The following is an 18,983-nucleotide window of genomic DNA, read 5'->3' as shown; positions in this document are numbered from 1 at the left end:
GCCGTCAACCCGCGATGTACAGGATGTCGGAGGTGCCGCGCTCCTGGCCCTTGCCCAGCGGGTTGTTCACGACCGCGCCGTCGAAGTACATGGTCGACGAGCCCCCGCCGTCGATGTTGTACGCCGTCTGCGCCCCCAGGCCCTGCATGATCTCCGCCAGCCCGGTCATGGTCACGCCCTTGCTGTACCCGGGGCTGCGGCCGTCGACCACGACGAACACGAGGTGGTTGTCGTCGATCACGCCGACGGCGGTGCGTGGCTGCTCACCCTGGATCGAGTGGTTGCCGACGTTGGTGTCCACCTCGACGTCCTCGATGCCGGACACCACCTGCCCGCCCTCCAGGAGCGCGGGCCCGAACGAGAGGGTGTTCCAGACGCCGGCGGCGACCAGCTCGTCGGCCGTCGTGGCCGTCTCGTCGTAGACCTCGACGTGCCCGTCCGTGTAGAACGCGAGGCCCTCGCGCGCGCCCTCGTCGCGGTAGACGACGCCGTTGCGGATGACGATGCCGGTGTCGCGGAACCCGTAGTAGTCGCCGTTGATCGCGAACACCGCGCCGTTGTCCGTCGCGATGTCGGAGGTGTCCTCCGTGATGTTCAGGCCGAACTCGTTCTGCGCGAACGCCGAGCGCAGGGCCGTGGCGTCGGTCAGCGTGACGTCGGCGACGTAGTACGTCACCGTGTCGTCGCCCGTGCCGGTGGTGACGGTGGAGATCGAGATCCCGGCCGACGACGACTCGTAGCTGGTCGAGCTGATGACCGCGTCGTCGTCGCCCGTGGTGCTGCTCGACGTCGCGCCCTGGCTGGCCTCGTACGCCTGGACGTCGGAGATCTCGACGTGCTCGATGACGAACCGGTCGAGCGCCCACGCGCCCGCGCCCACCACGGACAACGAGAGCGCCAGCGTGCCGACGAGGACGGTGCGGCGGATCGGGGTGCGCTTCTTCATGCCCCTTGTCTAGGCAGCGGGTCTGTCGGCGCTCCGTGCGGACGCTGTGCGACCACTGTGCGCGCTCACGCCGACGCGATCGGCCTCCCGACCGTCAGGGCGTCCCGCATCGACGCGTCCAGTCCCGCGTACTTCGCGTCCGGCTCGGCCCCGACCGAGTCGAGGACCGTGCTGAAGAAGCACCGGGCGGCCGCGGCGAGGACGACGTCGAACACGTCGTCGTCGGCGAACCCCAGCGAGCGCAGCTCGTCCAGGTCCTCGGGCCGCAGGTTCGCCGCGCCCGCGGCGACCTTGTCGGCCAGCCGCGCGACCGCGAGGTCGACCTCGGTCAGCTCGGCGGAGTCCGTGCCCAGCGCCAGCGCGCGGACCGCGTCGGCGCTCATGTGCGTCGTGGCCAGCGCGGCGCCGTGCGCGAGCGAGCAGTAGCTGGACCGCAGGCGGAGGGCGGCGGCGGTGGTCGCCACCTCGTACCGCCGGGCGTCCATGCCCTTGATCGCGCCGTTCAGTCCCTGCCACGCGCGCAGCACCGCGGGCCGCTGGGCGAAGACGCGCGTGTAGTTGGCGACGTGCCCCAGCGTCGCGCGGTCCTTGTCGAACGCGGCCGCCACCTCACCGGTCGGGTCGTCGTCCTCGCTCGCCTCGCGGATCCAGCTCATGCGTCCTCCCGTGTGCGTCCCGTCGATCATGGCTCCGGGAGCGAGCGCACGTCGAGGATGATCGTGCCGGCCAGCAGGTCGGCCGTCGTCCGGCCGTCCCCGCGTGCGGCCTGCACCGCAAGGCCGATCAGGCACGCGTACGACGAGCCCAGCAGCAGGGCACCGGCCACGGCCTGCTCGTCGCGCGCCGACCAGATCCCCTGGTGGGCGAGCTCCCACGGCAGCGTCGTCGTCAGCGCGCGACGCAGCACGGCGGCGCGGACAGTGAGCTCACCGCCGCCGATCGGTGCGACCCGCAGGCCGAGCGCACGCGTTCCCAGGGTGCCGCCGCCGGCATCGGCGATCCCGAGCAGCAGCGCGGCGGGGACGGTGACGAACAGGGGCACCAGCACGCGTGGACGCCGTCGCACGGCGAGCGGCAGCGGAGCCCCGCGCCGAGTCGCGAGCAGGTTGAGCGCTGCGACGGCCGCCAGGGGGACGGCGACCACGGCACCGTCGATGAGTGCCGCGACCGCGCGACGTCCTGCGTGCCCGATCCCCGTCATGCCACCCCCCGTGCGCCGCGCCCCGTCGAGCACCGTAGCGGGCAGAGTGGGGCCGTGTCCGATCCCGCCACTGCTGCCGCCGCCGCGAACAACGCCGCCTGGTGCGACCTCGTGGTCCGCGCGACCGGCGCACCGACCACGTACCGACCGGGCCTCTGGTCGACGCCCCGCCGCTCCCCCGACGCCTACCCGGACGCCGTCACGCTGCGGCCCGGCGTGCCCGCGACCGAGGTGCTCGCCGCCATCGACGACTCGGCCGGCGCGTCGGTGAAGGACTCGTTCGCCGACCTCGACCTGGCGCCGCACGGCTGGTCGGTGCTGTTCGAGGCCCAGTGGCTGACCCGTCCGGCCGGGTCCCGGACGAGCCTCAGCCTGGCGTGGCGCACGGTCGACGCGGTGACGCTCCCCGGGTGGCTCGCCGCGCACGGGTCGTCCGCGATCACCCCTGCCGTCCTCGACGACCCCGCGGTGCGGCTGCTGATGGCGCAGGACGCGGAGGGGCCCGTCGCGGTCGCGGCGCTCAACCGGTCGGGCGCCGGCGCCGACACCGTCGTCGGCGTCTCGAACGTCCGCGCGCTGCGGATCGAGCCGGAGGTCGTCTGGTCGGAGCTGACGACGATGGCCCGCCGCGAGCTCGGACCGTTCCCGCTGGTCGGCTACGAGTCCGGGCCGGATGTCGTCCCGCCGACCAGCGTCGGATTCGAGCCCGTCGGCCGCCTGCGCGTCTGGCTGCGGTGACGACGGGCGATCCGCTACGGCTCGATCGCGAACCCGGTCAGCCCCTCGGGTTCCTCGCTCGTGACGTAGACGCCGGACACGCCCGCGCCGCCGGGTCCGGAACGGCACCACTGCTCGAGGGCGTCGACGGCCTCGTCGGCGCCCTCGAGCACGGCCTCCACGGTCCCGTCGGCGCGGTTGCGCACCCAGCCCTGCACCCCGAGCCGCCGCGCCTCGCGGGACAGGGACCAGCGGTAGCCGACGCCCTGCACGAACCCGTGGACGACGACCCGGTGGCGGATCATCGCGGCCCCTGCGCGTTGCTGTACTCGGCCGGGCCGAAGACGACGAGGACGTGCAGGTCCTCCACGACGTCGACGAACCGGTGCGGCTCGAGCGCCGGGACGAACGCGACCGTGCCCGGGCCGACGTCGGCGGTCAGGTCCGGGGTCCACAGCCGCGCTCGGCCCTGCAGGACGACGTAGACCTCGTCCTCGGTGTGCGGCTGCTGCCCGTCGTCGTCGCCGACCCGCAGCACGTAGGTGCCCACGCTCAGCGCGGGGACGCGCAGGTGCTCGGTGTACGCGTTAGGACCGGCGGCGCCGGCGTCGGGCAGCAGGTGCATGGCCCCAGTCTGCCCGTCAACCTAGGGTTGACGATCCCCCGTCGTCAACCTAGGGTTGACGCATGACGACGACCCGCCTCCAGAACCCCGTCCGGCTCGACGACCTCATCGACGCCATCACCACCACCCAGCCGACCGTCCTCGACCAGCTCTCCACCGCCGTGCTCACCGCCCAGAGCCTGGGCGACATCGCCGACCACCTGATCGGCCACTTCGTCGACCAGGCCCGGCGCTCGGGGGCGTCGTGGACCGAGATCGGCGCGAGCATGGGCGTCACCAAGCAGGCTGCCCAGAAGCGGTTCGTCGCCAAGGACCCGGGCGAGCCGTCCGCAGCCCAGGGCTTTGGCCGGTACACCGAGGCGGCCCGCAACGTCGTCGTCGCGGCGCAGAACGAGGCGCACGCCGCGGGCGGCACCGAGATCACGCCGGCACACCTGGCCCTCGGCCTGATCGGCGCGCCGGACGACCTGGCCGCGCGGGCCGTCGCCGCGCAGGTCACGTCGCTGGCCGACGCCCGCGCCACCCTGCTCGCCGGGCTGCCCGCCGCGGCCTCCACCGTGCCCGCCCTCGTGCCGTTCGACGCCGCTGCCAAGAAGGCGCTCGAGCTGACCTTCCGCGAGGCCGTGCGCTCGGACGACGAGAGCGTCGACACCGGGCACGTCCTGCTCGCGCTCCTCGAGGCCGACGGCGGGACCGGTCCGGTCGCCATCCTCGGGCTGGACAAGGCCGCCGTCGAGGCGTTCCTGCTGGCCGAGCGGCCCGAGGCCGACGCCGCGGAGTAGGCCCGTCGGTACGCGTCGGTCCGCGTCAGCAGGGAAGATGCTCGGGTGACCTCCTCGAGCGTGACCCCTGCCGACCGGACCGACGCCGCTCGGCGCTTTCGGACCGCCCTGTTCGTCGACTTCGACAACGTCTACATCGGCCTGCAGCGTCTGGACCCCGTGGCCGCCGAGGCGTTCGCGACGAACCCCGCCCACTGGCTGAGCGAGCTGGAGGCCGGCAGCGACTCCGAGGGCGACTTCACGCGCCGCTTCCTCATCCGCGCCTGCTACCTCAACCCGTCGAGGTTCTCGCAGTTCCGGCCCAACTTCACGCGCGCCGGCTTCCAGGTGGTCGACTGCCCGTCGCTGACCCAGCAGGGCAAGAGCAGCGCCGACATCAACCTCGTCCTCGACGCCGTCGACGCCCTGGCCGCGCCGACGCAGTACGAGGAGTTCGTCATCGTCTCCGCCGACGCCGACTTCACTCCCCTGGCTCTGCGCTGCCGTGCCGCCGACCGCCGCGTCACGATCATCACCGCCAGCCCGGCCGCCAGCGCCTACCGGTCCGTGGCCGACGCAGTCGTCACGGCCGACGAGCTGGCGGACCTGGTCACGCAGACCGCGTCGACCCTGGCCGTGGAGAGCACAGTCGCCGTCGCGGTCGAGGTCCCGCCGGCCGACGCCGCGCCCGCCGCGACCGCGCCCCCGGCGCGCGCCAAGAAGGCCGTCGAAGCGCCCCCGGCCAGCTCGCCCGCCCGCAAGGCGGTCCTGCAGCGCGTCCGGACCGCGGACCGGCCCGTCCCCCTGGGCACGATCGCGCAGCTGGCGCAGAAGACGGAACCCTCGCTGCCGGAGACCCGGTGGGCGGGTGCCGGGGGCTTCCTGCCGTGGCTGGCCAAGAACGTGCCCGAGGTCGGCGTCTCGTCCCGGCCGCCGGGCTTCGTCTGGGATGCCAACCGCTTCGGCGAGGCCGACCTGCCCGGTGCGGTCGCGGACACGTCGTCGAGCGCCCTGCAGCGTCAGGTCGTCGCGGTGACCGACACCCCAGGCCTGAGCCAGTCGAACTACCGCGTGCTGCTGACCGCGCTGGCCGCCGACCTCGCGGCGCACCCGTTCGACCGCGCCGAGACCTCCAGGCGTGTCCGGGACGCCTGCCAGAAGGCCGGTGCTCAGGTGGGCCGCTCGACGGTCAACTTCGTCATCGGCGGCATCATCTTCGCCGGCCTCGAGCTCACGCCGACGACCGGTGCGGGCGACCTCGCACTGGCGTGGACCGAGAACGTCGTCGGCCTGTGCCGCGGCGCCCGCATGCAGCTCAGCCCCGGCGACGTCGCGGCCATCGGCGCATGGGTCGGCGGCGGGCTGCTGGAGGACTGAGTCACCGGTCGTAGTCGAACCGCAGCCGCATCCGGTCCCCGCGGAACACGATCGACGAGTACTCGAACGGCCGCGAGAGAGCGTCGAAGATCACGTCCTGCAGCTGCAGGGCCGGCTCGCCGCGGCGCATGCCCAGGTGCTTGGCCTCGGCGGTGCTCACGGCGACGGCCTCGAGGTCCTCGCGCACGTGCTTCATGGGCAGGCCGTACTGCTCCTCGAGCACGACGCACAGCTGGTTGGCGACGACGTCGTGCCCGTCGAGCCCGGGCGCGAGCCGGGCGGGGACGTACGACCGGTGCAGGCTGATGGGCTCGCCCTGGACCGACCGGACGCGCACGACGACGTAGGTCTGGTCGTCGTCGGCCAGCGCGAGCCGCTCACGCACGCCCTGGGACGGGGTCTCGAGGGACAGGGACACCAGCCGCGTTGACGTCTCGTACCCGAGGCCCTCGAGCTGCTCGCGGACGCCGCGGTAGGCGGGCGAGATCGCGTTGATCTTCGGCGTCGCCACGTAGGTGCCCTTGCCCGGCACGCGGACCAGCAGGCCGTCGGCGACGAGCTTGGTGAGGACCCCGCGGACCGTCATCCGACTCAGGCCGAACATCCGGTTGAGCTCGTTCTCGGACGGGATCCGCTGCCCCGGCACCCACTCGCCGCTGGCGATCCGTGCGTGCAGGATCGTCTCGAGCTGCGCGTAGAGCGGCACGGCCGACTCCCGCTCCAGGACCTCCGTCATGGGCCCAGGGTTCCACGGATCTCGCCCGTCTGGTCGTTCATGAGTAGACCTGTCTAGACTGCGGACAGATCGGGACGATGCGGTCCTGGTCGGCCGGGAGACGTCAGCTGACGTCCGTCCGGTCACGCAGGGCCGCTCCCCGGGAGGGCTGAGCATGATCTCGTCGACGCTGGCGATGACGCGGGCCGCACGGGAGCACGGGTACGCGGTGCCGGCCGTGAACATCCTCGACGACCTGAGCCTGCGCGCCGTGATCGCGGCCGCGGTCGCCACGAGCTCGCCGATGATCATCCAGATCTCCGTCAAGACGGTGCGCTCGATCGGCACCGACCTGATCACGACCATGTTCCGCTCGGCTGCCACGGACGTCCCGGTGCCCGTCGCGCTGCACCTCGACCACTGCCCCGACCGCGCCGTCATCTCCGACGTCGTCCGCGCGGGGTGGCAGTCGGTGCTCTTCGACGCGTCGAACCGCGACCTCGAGACGGCCGAGCGGGAGACCGCCGAGGTGGTTGCCGAGGCGCACGCTGCGGGCGTCGACGTCGAGTCCGAGCTCGAGAACATCATCGGCGTCGAGGACGGCATCGGCTCGGACGTCTCCCTGCACTCCTACGACGTCCAGACCCTCGCGGCGGTCGCCGAGCGGACGGGCGTCGACCTGCTCGCCCCGCAGCTGGGCACGGCACACGGCGAGTACAAGGCGCAGCCGGTGCTGCTGCCGCAGCGGGTCCGCGAGCTCGCCGCGCTCACCGACCGCTCGATCGTGCTGCACGGCGGGACGGGACTGTCGCCCGACGACTTCGCGACGTTCATCGCGGCCGGCGTCTCCAAGATCAACATCTCGACCGGCGTGAAGGTCGCCTACATGCGGTCGGCGGAGAAGCACCTCGCGGAGGCGCGCGCCCGCGACAAGTGGGACCCGCCGTCGATGTTCCGGGACATCTCCGACGCCGTGCAGGCCGCGATCACGCTGCACATCGAGGAGTTCGGCGCGGCGGGGAAGGCGGCGTCATGAGCCCCGCCCTCGTCTTCGACTGCGACGGCGTGCTGGCCGACACCGAGCGCGACGGCCACCTGCCGGCGTTCAACCGGACGTTCGCCGAGGCCGGTCTGCCGATCCACTGGAGCGAGGAGGAGTACGGCCAGCTCCTCGCGATCGGCGGCGGCAAGGAGCGCCTGGCGACGGTGTTCACGCCGCTGTTCGTCGAGACCGCCCACCTGCCGACGGACCCCGACGAGCAGAAGGAGCTCGTCGCCCGCTGGCACAAGGCCAAGACCGCCTACTACACGGAGATGGTGGCCGACGGCGTGATGCCGGGGCGGCCGGGGATCGCGCGGATCGTCGCAGCGGCCCACGAGGCCGGCTGGCGGCTGGCCGTCGCGTCGACGTCGGCCGAGGCGAGCGTGCGGGCCGTGCTCGAGCACGCCGTCGGCGCCGACCTGGCCGCGCAGTTCGCCGTCTTCGCAGGGGACGTCGTGCCCGCCAAGAAGCCGGCGCCGGACATCTACCTGCTCGCGCTGCGCGAGATGGGCCTCGGGCCGGCCGACGTCGTCGTCGTCGAGGACAGCGCCAACGGCCTGCGGGCGGCGCTCGGCGCCGGGCTGCGCACGATCGTGACGGTGAGCAGCTACACCGCCGACGAGGACTTCACCGGGGCGTCTCTCGTCGTGAGCTCGCTGGGCGACCTCCCGGACGACCCCGCGACCGTCCTGGCCAACCCGCACGGACTCACCATCGACGGGCAGGTCGAGCTGGCCCACGTCGAGCACCTCCTGACCACCCCCTGAGAGAGAGCGAACAACCGTGTCCGATGCCCGCGTCGAGTCCGTCGTCCGCACCATCGCCCAGACCTGCATCGAGAACGAGAAGTACTTCGGCGACCTGGACTCCGTCGTCGGCGACGGGGACTTCGGGTTCTCGCTCGCGCGCGGGTTCGAGAACGTGGACGCCCAGTGGGACACGTTCGACCGCACCGACACCGGCACGTTCCTGCAGAAGGTCGCCATCGTCATGACCGGCCGGATCGGCGGGACGTCGGGACCCATCTGGGGAACCGCGTTCCTGCGTGCGGCGGGCCAGGTCAAGGGCAAGCAGGAGGTCACGGGCGACGACGTCGTGCTCATGCTGCGGGCAGCCATCGAGGGCATCAAGGCGCGCGGCGGCGCCGACCTGGGCGAGAAGACGCTGCTCGACGCGCTCGCGCCGATGACCGACACGATCGAGAAGGAGCTCGCCGCGGGCTCGTCGGCGGCCGACATCGCGCGCGCGGCCGCCGTGACCGCGCGCGACGCGGCGGAGGCGACCAAGCCGATGCAGGCCCGCCGCGGACGCGCCTCGTACACGGGCGAGCGCTCCATCGGCTCCGTCGACCCCGGCGCGATCGCGATCGCGGTGCTGGCGGAGCAGGTCGCCGACACCTGGTGACACACAACGTCCGCGCTCCGGGGGCGGCGCGGCGGCAGGTCTGAAGAACACGACGATGTGGAGGAACGACTGTGAAGAAGTTCGTCAACGACCCCAAGAACTTCGTCCCCGAGATGCTCAAGGGCATCGCGCTGGCCAACCCCGACACCCTGCGCTACGTCCCCGAGTACAACCTGATCATGCGGGCCGACGCCCCGAACCACGACAAGGTCTCGATCATCCAGGGGTCCGGGTCCGGTCACGAGCCGGCGCACGTCATGGTCGTCGGCAAGGGGATGCTGGACGGGGCCTGTCCCGGGGACGTGTTCGCCGCGCCGCCCATGGAGTACGTGCTGGAGACGGCGAAGCTGCTGGCCTCCGACAAGGGCGTGCTGCTGCTGGTGAACAACTACACCGGCGACAAGATGGCGTTCGAGATGGCCGCCGAGCTGGCCGAGGCCGAGGGCCTCAACGTGAAGACCCTGTTCATCAACGACGACGTCGCCGTCAAGGACTCCACCTGGACGGTCGGCCGACGCGGGGTCGCGGGGAACTTCTTCGTGATGAAGGCCGTCGGTGCCGCGTCCGAGGCCGGCGCCTCGCTGGAGGAGCTGGTCCGCATCGGCGAGAAGGTCAACTCCGTCACGCGGACCATGGGCATCGCCCTGACCGCGTGCACGCCGCCCGCCAAGGGGTCCCCGCTCTTCGAGCTCGGCGACGACGAGATGGAGATCGGCGTCGGCATCCACGGCGAGCCCGGCCGCCGTCGCGCCAAGCTGGTCAGTGCCGACGAGATCGTCGACGAGCTGCTCGGTGCGGTCGTCCCCGACCTGCCGTACTCGTCCGGCGACGAGGTCGCGCTCATGATCAACGGCCTGGGCGGCACCCCGATCAGCGAGCTCTACCTGCTGTACGGGCTGGCGCACGAGAAGCTCGCCGCGCAGGGCATCACGGTCGGGCGCAGCTACGTGGGCGAGTACTGCACCTCGCTCGACATGGCCGGCGCGTCCCTCACGCTGGTCCAGCTCGACGACGAGATCAAGGAGCTGCTGCTGGCGCCGGCGGAGATCGCCAACCGGGTGTTCTGAGCCTCGGCGGTCACGCGCGGCGGGCCTCTGTCCGTCCGCCGCGCGTGGCACCCTGCTTGGTCCGTCGTTCTTTCCTTACCGGTACACCTTGTGCTCGTGCGTCCGGATTGTCATGCTCTGCGGGACGGCTCAGGCCGCCCAAAGAGAACGGTCATCCGACAACGACGTAGGAGACTCCGTGTCCAGACCCCTGCCCCGCACCCGCTCGATGCTGCTTGCTGCCGTCAGTGTGGTAGCGCTCTCACTCGCCGTCGCGGCCCCTGCCGCCGCGCACGACGGGCGCGGCCACCACACCCCGCCCCCGGCGACGCGCCTCTTCACTCCCCCGCCGGACACCGGCGCCGTCCAGCAGATCAAGCAGCTGGTGAAGGCGCACGAGTGGTCCGACGCGGCAGCGCTCACGAAGATGGCCGCGACGCCGCAGGCGGTCTGGTTCACGTCGGGAACGCCCAAGGACGTGAAGAAGGCCGTCCAGAAGACGATGCTCCAAGCCAGGATCACGCACTCGGTCCCCGTGCTGGTTGCGTACAACCTGCCGTTCCGCGACTGCGCGCAGTACTCCGCGGGCGGCGCGGCGGACACGGCGGCGTACCTGGCGTGGATCGACGGGTTCTCGGCCGGCGTCGGCGACGGGCAGGCCATCGTGCTGCTCGAGCCCGACGGCCTCGGGATCATCCCCTGGTACACCTCGATCAACGGCGCGAAGGAATGGTGCCAGCCCGCCGAGCTGAACTCGGCGACCGCGGCCTCGGACCGCTTCGCTCAGGTCAACGGCGCGGTCGACCGGCTCACCGCCCTGCCGAACACCTCCGTCTACCTCGATGGCACGCACTCCGGCTGGCTCGGCGTCGGCGACATCGCCGACCGGCTGCACAAGGCGGGCGTCGAGAAGGCGGACGGCTTCTTCCTCAACGTGTCCAACTACGAGACGTCCGAGCGCCAGGTGAAGTTCGCCTCCTGGATCTCGCAGTGCCTCTGGTACGGCACCAACCCGGCCGAGGGCGGCTGGCGCATCGGCCACTTCGACTACTGCAACTCGCAGTACTACCCGGCCGATCCCGCCGACTTCAGCACCTGGACCCTGACCGACGCCTGGTACACGGAGAACGTCACCAACGGCCCCAACCCGCCCAGCGGGCCCGACGTCCTGACGCACGCCGTGATCGACACCAGCCGCAACGGTCAGGGCCCGTGGACCGCACCCGCCGGCAGCCCCGCCGGTGACCCGCAGGTCTGGTGCAACCCGCCCGGACGCGGCCTCGGACTCAAGCCGACGCTCACCACCGGCAGCCCGTACGTGGACGCCTACCTCTGGGTGAAGATCCCCGGCGAGTCCGACGGCCAGTGCACGCGCTGGGCCCCCGCCGGAGGTATCGACCCGGTGCGCGGCTACGCCGACCCGGCCGCCGGCGACTGGTTCCCGCAGATGGCGCTCGAGCTCGTGCACAACGCGAACCCGGGGCTGTAGCCCGACCGTTCCGGTCGGGGCGAGGGACGCCTCGTCCCGACCGGAACCTCTGAGCGGGAGGGCCCCCGTGCGTCACTCGTGGGGCACAGGAGCATCCTCGATGATCGCGGACAGGTGACGCTCATACGCCCGGCGGCCTCCGATGAAGCGCTCCAGGGCCAGAAGATCCGTGCGCACCAATGCTCTCGCACGAGCCGGCGCTGTCGGCGCCACCTCGGAGGCCACGCGATCCAGCAGATCCGGCCGCGCGAGCTGAGACAGTCTGCCGGTCCGCTGGAGGAGGCCGGTCAGCTCGTCGACGATGACGGCCACCCGCCACGAGTAGCGCTGCTGCCGTCCGAGCCGCCACGAGTACGAACGCGTCGAGGCCGTCACGCCCACGACGACTTCCCGCGGTGCTTGGTCGTAGTCCGAATCATCGAGAACACCACGTTCGCGCGGTAGCCGACCACATCATCCGGGCACCCGGCTCACCGGCGCGCCGCCACCCCCACCAGAAGTCCGAAGAGCCAGTGACCTCCAGCTTTCGCGACGTCCGGTCACCCCTCGCCCCATGTCGTGCGCGGGGGGACAATGAGGGTATGGATGCCCCGCGGGGGGTCGAGTCCGAACAAGCGGACGAGCTGGCGCGCCTGCGACGACGCGCTTTCGGACCGGATGCTGACATTGCGGGGGATGAGGCGGCTCAGGCTCGGCTCGCCGAACTGGAGGCCGCCCAACGTCGACAGGCGACTCCGGTCGGCGATGCCGCCACAGGGGTCCCCGCTCCGATCCCGGAACGCATCCCGGTCGCCGAGACCGTCGAAGGGTCGCGTTCTGCTCCGACGTCGGTCCCGCAGCCTGTCGGCGGGGTGTTCGCCGCGCATGAGCGTGCCGGAACGTCGGTGATTGAGCAAGACCCCGCCGAGGGCTCGACCGCCGATTCAGACGCGATCAACCGAGCCCCGCCGGTACCGTGGTGGCGCCGCCGCTCGTTGATCGTCGCCGGCGCCATCGCGACCCTCGCCCTCAACGTGGCCGTCACCGCGTCGGTGGTGCAGCTGCTTGCTGATCAGTCCACTCCCATCCCGGCCGAGACTGCGACCGAGGAGACGCCACCGGTCCGTAGTGGGCAGGGAGGTGGGTCCTACGTGCCCGCACCGGATCACATGCTCGCACTGAAGTCGGACGGTGCCGCCGCCGATCAGCCGCACGATCCGGGGGGCAAACTCGACGCTCTAGGGATCAGTCCCGGAGAGCTGAAGCGCTACGAGGACTTCTACGGCCCCGACCCCTGGGACATCAACGTCTGGAGCGGAGAGTCTCGCTACGGCATGACCTGCCTGCTTGTGGCTGTCGCCGGCCAACCGATCAGCGACGGGGGGCGCGCCGCCGAGGGGTGTTCCCTCAACGGCCTCGACACCATCGCAGACATCATGGGGACCGACAGTCTCACGCGATTGGTGCTCAAGGGCGACCACATCGACGTCTACGTGTACGAGGGGGGCGCTGATCCGAACGCGTCGCAAGGCTAGATCGCAACGCGAACAGGGATCAGCCGTGGGCGAGCCACCCCACCAGAAGTCCGAAGAGCCACACTACGTGGCGTCAACTCCCACGACAGGGAGGATCACGCCGTCGGCGTGCGGCCGGCACCCGCCCACGAGGCCACCAGCACGCACACGTCGTCGCGCTCCCCGCCCGCGTGCGCCAGCAGGTCCGTGACCAGCGAGGTCACCGAGCCCGACGGCTCGAGGAGGGTGGCCGCGGCCTCGGCGAGCACGTCGAGACCCGCGCCCAGGGGGCGGTCGCGCCGCTCGACCAGGCCGTCCGTGTACAGCACGAGCAGGTCGTGCGGGTCGAGGCTGATCTCGGCCTCGACCCGTTGGCTGCCGATGCCGAGAGGTGTCGAGCGGCCCTCCCAGAGGAACTCGTGCGCGCCCGTTGCCGAGAGCCGCAACGGCGGCAGATGGCCGGCGCACGCGTACCGGACGCGGCCGGTGCCCAGCTCGACCTCGGCGTACGCGATCGTCGCCATGAACCCGACGCCGGCCTGCTCGACGAAGCGGTCGAGCCGGGAGAGCAGCGCGGCGGGCCCGACGCCGGGACCGGCGATGGCACGGACCGCGCTGCGCAGCTGGCCCATCGCGGTGGCGGCCCGCAGCCCACGACCGACGACGTCGCCGACGACCACCGCGAGCACGTCGTCGTCGAGCACGAACGCGTCGTACCAGTCGCCGCCGACCTCGAGCGCCTGCACACCGGGCCGGTACTCCGAGGTCACCGAGAACCGGCTCCCCGTCGGCAGGTCGGTGGTGAGCAGCGCGAGCTGCAGCTCGTGGGCGACCAGGGCCTCCTGCGCTGCGGCGCTGTCGGCGGCTGCCCGGGCCGCGAGCAGCTCCCGCTCGTAGCGGGACCGCTCCGTCGCGCGGGACATCGCGACGTCCACTCCGCGGGTCGCGCCATCGTCGGAGGTCCAGACGCAGGCCGACATCAGGACGGGCACCCGCCCGCCCGGACCGCGGAGCTCGACCGCGACCTCGTCGATCCGACCCTGCATGTGCAGCAGTGGGGACAGGTGGGTCTCCCAGTAGATCCGGCCGCCCACCGACAGCAGCTCGCTGAGCCGGGTCGCGCCCAAGAGGGTCCCCGCCTCGCGACCGACCAGGTCGAGGAACATCCGGTTGGCGTCGACGATCAGGCCGTCGCCGTCGAGCCGCAGCAGGGCGACGGGTGCGACGTCCCAGGCGTGGCTACGTCCGGACGGCGGCATGGGCGAGGTAGGTGGTGATCGCGGCGACGACCTGGTCGGGCGCGCTGAGGTTGGGGCAGTGCCCGACGGCGTCGAGGAGGACCAGCTCGCTGTCCGCGAGGTGCTCGTGCACGTAGCGCCCGACCGCCGGCGGCGCGATGACGTCCTCGCGGCACTGCAGGACCAGCGCCGGGGTCGTCACCGAGGCCAGGTCCGCGCGGTTGTCGGACAGGAACGTGGTCCGCGCGAACCGCTTGGCGATCGCCGGGTCCGTGCGGCAGAACGAGTTGGTCAGCTCGTCGCCCAGCTCGGGCCGGTCCGAGTTGCCCATGATCACCGGCGCGATGAACGCAGACCAGCCGAGGTAGTTGTCGTCCATGGTCTCGAGCAGCTCGTCGATCTCCACGGCCGTGAAACCGCCCCGGTAGCCGTCGTCGTCGACGTAGCGCGGGCTGGGACCCACGAGCACCAGCCGGTCGAAGAGCTCCGGGCGCCGGACCGAGGCGAGGGCGCCGATCATCGCGCTGACGGAGTGGCCGACGAACACGGCCGGTCCGAGGTCGAGCTCGGCCAGGAGCTGCACCACGTCGTCCGCGTAGCCGTCGAGCGAGGCGTACCGCTCGGGGTCGTACGCGGAGAGGTCCGAGCCGCCCGCGCCCACGTGGTCGAACAGCACCACCCGGTGCGTTGCCTCGAACGCGGGCGCGACGAACCGCCACATGCTCTGGTCGCAGCCGAACCCGTGCGCGAACACCAACGCCGGCGCACCCGGGACGCCCGAGAGCACGACGTTGTTCCTGGTGAGCACGGCCATGGGTCGAGAGTAGGCCGCTGCGGGCCGCGATCGAGCCGTCGACGAGCCGTCAGAACGGTGGGTCGCCCCAGTCGCGGGGCGGTGGCGGAGGGAGCGGCGGTCGGTGGCGCTGGGACGACGCCGCCGCGAGGACGGGCTGTGGATGTCGATCGCGCGTGAGACCGAGCGGGCTGGTCCACGTGGAGATGCCGGAGGACCGGTCGTAGGTGACCTTCCAGCGGCCCTCCGTCTTGGCCTGGTGGTGGTGCCGGCACAGGCAGTGCAGGTTCGCCTCGCAGGTCTGGCCGTCACCGGGCCGGCTGTGGTCGTAGGGCTCGCGGTGGTCGAGATCGCAACGCACGGCAGGCTGCCGGCAGCCCGGGAAGGTGCAGGTCTGGTCGCGCACCTGGACCAGGCGCGTGAGGTCGGCGCCCGGCCGATAGGTCGCGGATCCGACCTCGCACACCTGACCCGCGGGGTCGGTCAGCACCCGGCGCCACGTGCCGTCCTGCGCGATCTCACGCGCCATCGACGCGGGGATGGGACCGAACGAGCCGAGGTAGCCCGGATCGTCGTCGAGCCCGAGGAGCGTGGTCGCCGCGACGGTCAGCTGCACCGACACGCGCCGGCCGCCCCGCGTCGGGAGCGGCCGACCGTCGGGCGTCGACTGGCGGTCGAGGATGCCCAGGAAGATGTCCGCGAACGCGTCGGCCCGCCGCTGGTCCGCGGTGCGCTCGTCGCCGTCGACGCGTGTGGTGCCCGCGAGCGCGTCCACCGTGGTGAACGCCGCGAGCGCCTGGTCGGCCGGCAGGTACGCCCCGATCCACGCCATCGAGTCGAGCGCGGGCGTCAGCTCGACGCGCCGGTCGTCGCGCCCCCGGGCGGCGCGACGCCGGGCCGCCTCGTCGTCCGCGCCGATCACGGCCGCCCGCACGTGCCGGGCGAGCTGCGGCGCGGTCATCCCGTCGGCTGCGGCCACCGCGTTCACCACCACGCCGTCGGCCGACGCGCGATCGGCCACCGCGACCTCGTCGAGGATCACGTCGACCTTGCGGGTACCGATCAGCCCGGCGGACCAGGCATCGGAGAGCGACGGGAAGTCAGCGGCCGACTGCGCCCGCACGACCAGTCGCTCGGCTGCCTGCCGAGTGCACACCAGGGCACTGGCCAGCTCGTCACCGGTGATCCGCAGGACGTCCGGACCGCTCCGCGCGGCAAGCTCGCGCACGAACGCCGCCTGCCTCGCCTGCGCGGCGGCGATCGTCTGCTCCCAGCCCATGATCGCGTTGACCAGGTGTGCACCCGGCAGGTCGGCGGGGTCGACCGACTCGAGGGTTCCCGCGAGCGCCGACACCGAGAGCCGGGGCCCGGCCACCGGGAACGACGGCAACATACGCACGGCGTCGCTCGGGTACGCGGGCCCGTCGACGAACGGGTCCACTACGCGGTAGGTGAACTCGGGCAGCGGGTCGGGGACGTAGGGCTCGGACCAGTCGGGCGGTTCGTGCGACGGGCAGGGTTCCCACGCCACGGCGTCGGCCCAGAACGGCCACGGGACGTCGAGCTCGGACGTGCCGGGTTCGAGCACAGCCGTCATGTCCGCTACCTCCTTCGCCGATGGCCTTCACCGCTCGTACAAGTGTACGAATGTCCACTGACATCGGCTGCGACCAAGGGCGATGCTGTGGATGGGCAGCTCGCCGCGCGGGCTGTGGGCGGCTCGCGGTGCGCGACGACGTGACGCCGTGGCGCTGTGACCCCGTGACGCCGTGACGCCGTGACGCCGTGACGCCGTGACGAGGACAAGGGGGCGCGGGGGGTGACGCGGCGACGGGGCGACGCAATGAGGCGGTGAGGCGGTGACGCCACAGGTCCACGCACGCCTGACCGCGGACCCGAACCCCGGGCAGCCGCGGCGCTGGTCAAGCGCGGGCGTACCCCCGCAGGCTGTCGACGACCAGCTCGGGCACCAGGTCGGCGTCGTCGCCCACGGACCGCTCCGGGAAGTCGAACACCGCCAGCATCATCTGCATCGGGTACGTGGGCGGTCGCGCGCAGCTGCGCACCAGGACGCCGTCGACCAGGAACTCGGCCCGCTCGGGGCTCCAGTCGACGGCGTAGGTGTGGAACGCCGCGACGTCGAGCGGCAGCCGCGCGGCGGCCCAGTCCTCGACGAGCGCGGGGTCGCGGAACGGGTGCAGGCCCACGCCGACCTCGGCGGACCCAGGCCGCAGTGCGTCGCCGAACACCTCCATCACGCAGATCTCGCCGCTCCGCTCGGGCGAGTCCTCGAGCCCGACCAGCCAGAACGCGGCCATCGACCGGGGTGACAGCACGGCTCGCGCGCGGAGCTCGACGAGCCCACCGCTCGGCGTCCAGCCCGCGAACGGCTCCTGCGCCTCGCGCACGACGAGCCCGTCGCGGTACGGCTGCTGCCCGCGGGTGCCGCCCACGGGGCCGGACCAGTTCCCGGACTGGATGCCGGACACACGGGTCGGCGGCAGGTGGTCGCCCGCACACCAAAGGTCCTGCGCGGGCGGGATGTACAGGCGCAGGCAGGAGCCGCGCAGCTCGTACGACGCGGCGGTCAGCTCACGAGAGCTCCACGCCGGCAGGTAGTGCGGCAGCCACACGGCAGGATCGAGGTCGGGAGCGTCGAAGTCGTCCTCGAAGACCAGTCCGTCGGGGTGGTCGGTCACGAACCCCAGTCTCCGACAGCCCCGAGCAGAAGGCAGCCCCAGAGACCATGGACGTCCCCCGCTGGGCCCTCGCGTCCGCGATCGCCGCCCCCGTCGCCATGGTCGGCGGCTGGACCCTGGCGGCGGCGCTGCAGCCGTCGTTCGACCCGGTGCAGGAGACCATCAGCGCGCTGGCGGCGTCGACCGCGACCGACCCCTGGGTCATGACCGCGGGGCTGGCGATCACCGGCGTCGCGCACATGGTGACCGCGGCCGGGCTGCGACCTGTTCCCCGCACCGCCCGGCTGCTGCACGCGCTGGGCGGTGCCGCCACGCTCGCCGTCGCAGCACTCCCCGTCGACGCCTACCCGACGGCCCACGGCATCGCCGCGGGCATCGGGTTCGGCGCCCTCGCGCTCTGGCCGGCGGTCGCCAGGCGCCGCGGGGCGACCGGCATCCTGGGGCCGGCCGTCGCCGTCGGAGCCTCCGCGGTGCTGGTCGGACTGCTCGGGGTGTTCGTCGTCGAGCTGCAGGCCGGCGGCGGCGCGGTCGGGCTGACCGAACGCGCCGTCGCCGGTGCAGAGGCGCTGTGGCCTCTCGTCGTGGTGCTGGCGCTCAGACGAGCTGGTCGCTGAGCACGTCGAACGCCGAGTCCCACCCGTCGTAGACGTCCCCGTCGCCGGGCTGCCCGCCGACGCCGTCGACGTGGAAGATCATGCGGGTGCGTGCCCCGAGGTCCTCGAGCGTCACGGTGATCACCGGCGCGAGCGCGTCGGGGTCGCCCGGGGAGGCCCAGGTGAAGACGAGCCGCTCGGGCTCGACCACCTCGCGGTACGTGCCGGCGGTCGGGTACTCGCTGCCGTCGGGCGCGATCATCGTGTACCGGTAGCTGCCGCCCGGGCGCACGTCGATCTCGACCGAGTCGCGGGGGGTCACCAGGCCGCGCGGGTGCCACCAGTGCGCGGCCTCGGCGGGGTCCGTCCACGCCTGCCAGATCGCGGCGCGCGGGGCGTCGAAGATGCGCGTGATGGTGAAGGCCTTCTGGTCCGTCTCAATCATGGTCTGCCTCTTCTCGGGTCTGTCGGATGTGTCGCAGTCGCTCGTCCAGCAGGTCGAAGCGCTCCTCCCAGTGCCGGCGGTGTCCGTCGACCCAGGTGGCGACCTCGTCCAGGGGCTCCGTGCGCAGCGCACAGGTGCGCCACTGGGCCGTGACCGTGCGCTCGATGAGTCCCGCCTCCTCGAGCACCCGCAGGTGCTGCGAGACGGCGGACCGGCTCATGGCGAACGGGGCGGCCACCTCACCGGCGGTCGTCGGCCCCTGCGAGAGCTGCGTGAGGATCGCCCGCCGGGTCGGGTCCGCGAGCGCGGCGAACACCACGCTGAGGCTGTCCCGTGCCGGCATGTGAGCAACTCCTTAATTAAGCGACGCCTTCAACGTACGACGACGAATCGCGGCGG

General features: G+C 72.3%; 23 protein-coding genes. 10 read left to right on the top strand and 13 right to left on the bottom strand.

The window, feature by feature from the left end:
• Window positions 1–4: 4 nt before the first annotated feature.
• The 3 genes from AC1DWH_RS08705 to AC1DWH_RS08695 all read right to left on the bottom strand — a co-directional run bounded on the left by AC1DWH_RS08705 (window position 5) and on the right by AC1DWH_RS08695 (window position 2,147).
• Window positions 5–946: a phosphodiester glycosidase family protein gene (locus AC1DWH_RS08705; RefSeq protein ID WP_477093349.1), complete on the bottom strand. Its 942-nt coding sequence runs from the start codon at window positions 944–946 to the stop codon at window positions 5–7.
• 65 nt (window positions 947–1,011) lie between these two features.
• Window positions 1,012–1,602, bottom strand: coding sequence for a carboxymuconolactone decarboxylase family protein (locus AC1DWH_RS08700; protein ID WP_477093348.1), 591 nt, complete (start codon window positions 1,600–1,602; stop codon window positions 1,012–1,014).
• 26 nt (window positions 1,603–1,628) lie between these two features.
• A complete protein-coding gene (locus AC1DWH_RS08695; RefSeq protein WP_477093347.1) occupies window positions 1,629–2,147 on the bottom strand; it encodes an RDD family protein in 519 nt (172 codons plus the stop codon).
• Window positions 2,148–2,201: 54 nt separating this feature from the next.
• Between AC1DWH_RS08695 and AC1DWH_RS08690 the strand changes: the two genes are divergently transcribed.
• Window positions 2,202–2,885 carry a hypothetical protein gene (locus tag AC1DWH_RS08690; RefSeq protein WP_477093346.1) on the top strand — a complete coding sequence of 228 codons (684 nt, stop codon included), beginning with the start codon at window positions 2,202–2,204 and terminating at the stop codon, window positions 2,883–2,885.
• Between the two features lie 14 nt (window positions 2,886–2,899).
• Here the strand turns inward: AC1DWH_RS08690 and AC1DWH_RS08685 are convergent, their stop codons facing one another.
• Together AC1DWH_RS08685 and AC1DWH_RS08680 are read right to left on the bottom strand one after the other, a co-directional pair.
• Window positions 2,900–3,169 (bottom strand): acylphosphatase, encoded by a 270-nt coding sequence (locus AC1DWH_RS08685; RefSeq protein ID WP_477093345.1) that lies wholly within the window; start codon window positions 3,167–3,169, stop codon window positions 2,900–2,902.
• A complete protein-coding gene (locus AC1DWH_RS08680; RefSeq protein WP_477093344.1) occupies window positions 3,166–3,489 on the bottom strand; it encodes a cupin domain-containing protein in 324 nt (107 codons plus the stop codon). The genes AC1DWH_RS08685 and AC1DWH_RS08680 overlap by 4 nt, the downstream gene beginning before the upstream one ends.
• Before the next feature lie 62 nt (window positions 3,490–3,551).
• Here AC1DWH_RS08680 and AC1DWH_RS08675 point away from each other — a divergent pair, with 62 nt between their 5' ends.
• Entirely contained in the window at window positions 3,552–4,271 is a 720-nt protein-coding gene (locus tag AC1DWH_RS08675) for a Clp protease N-terminal domain-containing protein (protein WP_477093343.1), read from the top strand.
• Window positions 4,272–4,316: 45 nt separating this feature from the next.
• The gene (locus AC1DWH_RS08670; RefSeq protein WP_477093342.1) at window positions 4,317–5,627 is read left to right on the top strand and encodes an NYN domain-containing protein; all 1,311 of its coding nucleotides are present in this window, start codon (window positions 4,317–4,319) and stop codon (window positions 5,625–5,627) included.
• A 1-nt stretch (window position 5,628) separates the two neighbouring features.
• On the opposite strand, the gene AC1DWH_RS08665 is transcribed toward AC1DWH_RS08670, so the two are convergent.
• Window positions 5,629–6,363: a GntR family transcriptional regulator gene (locus tag AC1DWH_RS08665; protein ID WP_477093341.1), complete on the bottom strand. Its 735-nt coding sequence runs from the start codon at window positions 6,361–6,363 to the stop codon at window positions 5,629–5,631.
• A gap of 154 nt (window positions 6,364–6,517) precedes the next feature.
• Between AC1DWH_RS08665 and AC1DWH_RS08660 the strand changes: the two genes are divergently transcribed.
• From AC1DWH_RS08660 to AC1DWH_RS08640, 5 genes are all read left to right on the top strand, one after another.
• Window positions 6,518–7,378: a class II fructose-bisphosphate aldolase gene (locus AC1DWH_RS08660; protein ID WP_477093340.1), complete on the top strand. Its 861-nt coding sequence runs from the start codon at window positions 6,518–6,520 to the stop codon at window positions 7,376–7,378.
• On the top strand, window positions 7,375–8,151 hold the full coding sequence (locus tag AC1DWH_RS08655) for an HAD-IA family hydrolase (RefSeq protein WP_477093339.1): 777 nt from the start codon (window positions 7,375–7,377) through the stop codon (window positions 8,149–8,151). Before AC1DWH_RS08660 ends, AC1DWH_RS08655 begins: the two co-directional genes overlap by 4 nt.
• Window positions 8,152–8,167: 16 nt before the next feature.
• Window positions 8,168–8,788: a dihydroxyacetone kinase subunit DhaL gene (gene dhaL, locus AC1DWH_RS08650; protein ID WP_477093338.1), complete on the top strand. Its 621-nt coding sequence runs from the start codon at window positions 8,168–8,170 to the stop codon at window positions 8,786–8,788.
• 71 nt (window positions 8,789–8,859) lie between these two features.
• Window positions 8,860–9,855: a dihydroxyacetone kinase subunit DhaK gene (dhaK, locus tag AC1DWH_RS08645; protein WP_456845340.1), complete on the top strand. Its 996-nt coding sequence runs from the start codon at window positions 8,860–8,862 to the stop codon at window positions 9,853–9,855.
• A 178-nt stretch (window positions 9,856–10,033) separates the two neighbouring features.
• Window positions 10,034–11,323 (top strand): glycoside hydrolase family 6 protein, encoded by a 1,290-nt coding sequence (locus AC1DWH_RS08640; RefSeq protein WP_477093337.1) that lies wholly within the window; start codon window positions 10,034–10,036, stop codon window positions 11,321–11,323.
• Between the two features lie 72 nt (window positions 11,324–11,395).
• Here the strand turns inward: AC1DWH_RS08640 and AC1DWH_RS08635 are convergent, their stop codons facing one another.
• Window positions 11,396–11,704 carry a hypothetical protein gene (locus tag AC1DWH_RS08635; protein ID WP_477093336.1) on the bottom strand — a complete coding sequence of 103 codons (309 nt, stop codon included), beginning with the start codon at window positions 11,702–11,704 and terminating at the stop codon, window positions 11,396–11,398.
• 200 nt (window positions 11,705–11,904) lie between these two features.
• On the opposite strand from AC1DWH_RS08635, the gene AC1DWH_RS08630 reads away from it, so the two are divergent.
• Window positions 11,905–12,837, top strand: a complete 933-nt coding sequence (locus tag AC1DWH_RS08630) for a hypothetical protein (protein WP_477093335.1) — start codon at window positions 11,905–11,907, stop codon at window positions 12,835–12,837.
• A 95-nt stretch (window positions 12,838–12,932) separates the two neighbouring features.
• On the opposite strand, the gene AC1DWH_RS08625 is transcribed toward AC1DWH_RS08630, so the two are convergent.
• The 4 genes from AC1DWH_RS08625 to AC1DWH_RS08610 all read right to left on the bottom strand — a co-directional run bounded on the left by AC1DWH_RS08625 (window position 12,933) and on the right by AC1DWH_RS08610 (window position 17,546).
• Window positions 12,933–14,075, bottom strand: a complete 1,143-nt coding sequence (locus tag AC1DWH_RS08625) for a PP2C family protein-serine/threonine phosphatase (RefSeq protein ID WP_477093334.1) — start codon at window positions 14,073–14,075, stop codon at window positions 12,933–12,935.
• A complete protein-coding gene (locus AC1DWH_RS08620; RefSeq protein ID WP_477093333.1) occupies window positions 14,056–14,868 on the bottom strand; it encodes an alpha/beta fold hydrolase in 813 nt (270 codons plus the stop codon). Before AC1DWH_RS08620 ends, AC1DWH_RS08625 begins: the two co-directional genes overlap by 20 nt.
• 49 nt (window positions 14,869–14,917) lie before the next feature.
• The gene (locus AC1DWH_RS08615; RefSeq protein ID WP_477093332.1) at window positions 14,918–16,444 is read right to left on the bottom strand and encodes an HNH endonuclease signature motif containing protein; all 1,527 of its coding nucleotides are present in this window, start codon (window positions 16,442–16,444) and stop codon (window positions 14,918–14,920) included.
• 325 nt (window positions 16,445–16,769) lie between these two features.
• A complete protein-coding gene (locus tag AC1DWH_RS08610) occupies window positions 16,770–17,546 on the bottom strand; it encodes a glycoside hydrolase family 16 protein (protein ID WP_477093331.1) in 777 nt (258 codons plus the stop codon).
• A gap of 47 nt (window positions 17,547–17,593) precedes the next feature.
• Here AC1DWH_RS08610 and AC1DWH_RS08605 point away from each other — a divergent pair, with 47 nt between their 5' ends.
• A complete protein-coding gene (locus AC1DWH_RS08605) occupies window positions 17,594–18,160 on the top strand; it encodes a DUF998 domain-containing protein (RefSeq protein WP_477093330.1) in 567 nt (188 codons plus the stop codon).
• On the opposite strand, the gene AC1DWH_RS08600 is transcribed toward AC1DWH_RS08605, so the two are convergent.
• Both AC1DWH_RS08600 and AC1DWH_RS08595 read right to left on the bottom strand, forming a co-directional pair.
• Window positions 18,141–18,584 carry an SRPBCC family protein gene (locus AC1DWH_RS08600; protein WP_477093329.1) on the bottom strand — a complete coding sequence of 148 codons (444 nt, stop codon included), beginning with the start codon at window positions 18,582–18,584 and terminating at the stop codon, window positions 18,141–18,143. The two genes, AC1DWH_RS08605 and AC1DWH_RS08600, sit on opposite strands and share 20 nt — an antisense overlap.
• Complete coding sequence (locus AC1DWH_RS08595) at window positions 18,577–18,927, bottom strand: ArsR/SmtB family transcription factor (protein ID WP_456845875.1); 351 nt, start codon at window positions 18,925–18,927, stop codon at window positions 18,577–18,579. Before AC1DWH_RS08595 ends, AC1DWH_RS08600 begins: the two co-directional genes overlap by 8 nt.
• Between the last annotated feature and the right edge of the window lie 56 nt (window positions 18,928–18,983).

Source organism: Cellulomonas sp. P2_F12 (assembly GCF_056403775.1).
Note: the sequence above shows the minus strand (reverse complement) of the source record. Positions and strands in the feature narration are given on the sequence as shown.